The organism is Hydrogenophaga sp. (genome assembly GCF_051007235.1).
Lineage (GTDB): Bacteria > Pseudomonadota > Gammaproteobacteria > Burkholderiales > Burkholderiaceae_C > Hydrogenophaga.
On sequence record NZ_JBPCSJ010000300.1, the window covers coordinates 1 to 2,620 of the forward strand.

Annotated in this window: 3 protein-coding genes; all 3 read right to left on the reverse strand. The window is 67.2% G+C overall.

Translation table 11 applies throughout. The annotated features are described in order from the left end of the window. Positions 1-1,478 (reverse strand): bifunctional phosphoribosylaminoimidazolecarboxamide formyltransferase/IMP cyclohydrolase (purH, locus tag ACR2JA_RS10655; protein ID WP_434009058.1); only part of this gene is annotated, 1,478 nt, incomplete at its 3' end. A gap of 47 nt (positions 1,479-1,525) precedes the next feature. Next, positions 1,526-1,765 (reverse strand): helix-turn-helix domain-containing protein, encoded by a 240-nt coding sequence (locus ACR2JA_RS10660; protein WP_434009059.1) that lies wholly within the window; start codon positions 1,763-1,765, stop codon positions 1,526-1,528. After that, positions 1,762-2,620: tRNA dihydrouridine synthase (locus ACR2JA_RS10665; protein WP_434009060.1), on the reverse strand; the 859-nt coding region annotated here is incomplete at its 5' end. The genes ACR2JA_RS10660 and ACR2JA_RS10665, both read right to left, overlap by 4 nt.

Genomic DNA, 2,620 nt, shown 5'->3' on the forward strand with positions numbered 1-2,620 from the left:
TCCACCACCACATCCAGACCATCGCGGAACGGGAAGAAGGCGTCGCTCGCCACCACCGTGCCTTGCAGCGACAGCTTGGCCGCCTCAGCCTTGATGCTGGCGATGCGGGCCGAGTCGAGGCGGCTCATCTGGCCGGCACCCACGCCCATGGTCATGCCGTTCTTGCAGAACACGATGGCGTTGGACTTGACGTACTTGGCCACCTTCCAGGCGAACAGCAGGTCCTGCAGTTCTTCCGGCGTCGGTTGCTTGACGGTGACGACCTTGAGGTCGGCCAGCGCCAACTCGTGGTTGTCGGCGGTCTGCAGCAGCAGGCCCGAACCCACGCGCTTGGCGTCCATGGCGTTGCGGCCCTGGTCCCAGGCGCTGGCGCCACCAGCGGGCAGCGCGATCTTCATCAGGCGCACATTGACCTTGGGCTGGAAGATGGCCAGCGCTTCGGCGGTGAAGTCGGGCGCCATCAGCACCTCGACGAACTGATTGACCACGGCCTCGGCCGCGGCCTTGTCCACCGTGCGGTTGAAGGCAATGATGCCGCCGAAGGCGCTGGTCGGATCGGTCTGGAAGGCCTTGGCGTAGGCCTCGTGCGCGTCCTGGCCGATCGCCACGCCGCAGGGGTTGGCGTGCTTGACGATCACGCAGGCCGGCGCCTCGAAGCTCTTGACGCATTCCCAGGCCGCGTCGGCGTCGGCGATGTTGTTGTAGGACAGTTCCTTGCCCTGCAGTTGCACGCCGGTGACCAGCGAGCCGGGGGCCGGGTACAGGTCGCGGTACAGGGCGGCCTGCTGGTGGCTGTTCTCGCCGTAACGAAGGTCCTGCAGCTTGATGAACTGGCCGTTGGACTGGCCGGGGAACAGGTTGCGGGCCGGCACGTAGCTCTCGGCCAGCTTCTCTTCCTCGAACGTCACCGACGACAGGTAGTCGCTGATGGCGCCGTCGTACTGGGCGATGCGGTTGAAGGCGGCGACCGACAGCGCAAAGCGCAGCTTGTCGGACAGCTTGCCGCTGGTGCTCAGCTCGCCGATCACGGCGGCGTACTGGCCGGCGTCGGTGACCACGCCCACGTCCTTCCAGTTCTTGGCGGCGCTGCGCACCATGGCCGGGCCGCCGATGTCGATGTTCTCGATCGCGTCGGCCAGCGTGCAGCCGGCCTTGGCCACGGTGGCTTCAAACGGGTAGAGGTTGACCACCAGCAGGTCGATGGTCTCGATGCCGTGCTCCTTCAGCGCGGCCATGTGCTCGGGCAGTTCGCGGCGCGCCAGCAGGCCGCCGTGCACCTTGGGGTGCAGGGTCTTGACGCGACCGTCCAGCATCTCGGGGAAGTTCGTGACCTCGGCCACCTCGGTCACCGGCAGGCCCTTGTCGGCCAGCAGCTTGGCGGTGCCGCCGGTGGACAGAAGGGTCACACCGAGGCCGTGCAGGGCCTGGGCGAATTCGACGATGCCGGTCTTGTCGGAGACGGAGAGAAGTGCGCGCATGGGAGGTTCTCGGGAGGTTTGAAATTCGGGTGCCGGCGACCAAAAGCTCAGTCAATGAGCTTGTGTTCCAGCAGTTTTTTTCGCAACGTGTTGCGGTTCAGGCCCAGCCATTGCGCGGCGCGCGACTGGTTGTTCTGCGACTGCTCCATCACCACCTCAAGCAAGGGACGTTCGACCGCCTTGACCAGCATGTCGTGCAGGTCGGCCGGATCGGTGCCGTCGAGGTCGCGGAAATACGCTTCGAGGCTGGCACGCACACAGTCGTGCAGGTTGTGGTTGGAGCTCATGCGGCCAGTTTCCAGTGTTCTTCTTGTGTCGACAGGTCGGCCCGGGCGTGCGCCCAGGCGTCCAGGGTTTCGCGCACGCAGGACAGTTGCGCCTCGCCACCGGTCAGGGTGTTGATGCGGCGGCGGAAGGCGTCGGCCTCGGCCTTGGGCACGGGCAACGACTGCGCATACCAGCCCAGGTGCTTGCGCGCGCTGCGCACCCCGGTGTATTCGCCGTACAGCGCGTAGTGGTCTTCCAGGTGGTCCAGCAGCCACGCCTGGACTTCCCGCAAATCGGGCGGCGGCAGGGTCTCGCCCGTGGCCAGGAAGTGCGCGATCTCGCGGAAGATCCAGGGCCGCCCCTGCGCGGCGCGGCCGATCATGACCGCGTCGGCGCCGGTCTGGCGCAGCACCTGCGCGGCCTTCTGCGGCGAATCGACATCGCCATTGGCCACGACCGGGATCTTCACCCGGCTCTTGATGAGCGCCACCGTGTCGTGCTCGGCAAAGCCGCTGTAACCCTGCTCGCGGGTGCGGCCGTGCACGGTGAGCATCTGAACGCCAGCCGCTTCGGCAGCCAGGGCGATGGCCGGGGCGTTCTTGCCATCGGCACACCAGCCGGTGCGCATCTTCAGGGTGACGGGCACGCCGTGCGGCGCGGCGGCGGCGACCACGGCCCGCACGATCTCCAGCGCCAGCGCCTCGTCCTGCATCAGGGCCGAGCCGGCCCATTTGTTGCAGACCTTCTTGGCCGGGCAACCCATGTTGATGTCGATGATCTGCGCGCCGCGGTCGATGTTGTAGCGGGCGGCGTCGGCCATCATGGCCGCGTCGGTGCCGGCGATCTGCACCGCGATCGGGCCGGGTTCACCGGCG

Excerpts from the sequence above, each read along its gene's own strand:
- ACR2JA_RS10660 (WP_434009059.1), bottom strand. The coding sequence starts at position 1,765 with ATGAGCTCCAACCACAACCTGCACGACTGTGTGCGTGCCAGCCTCGAA.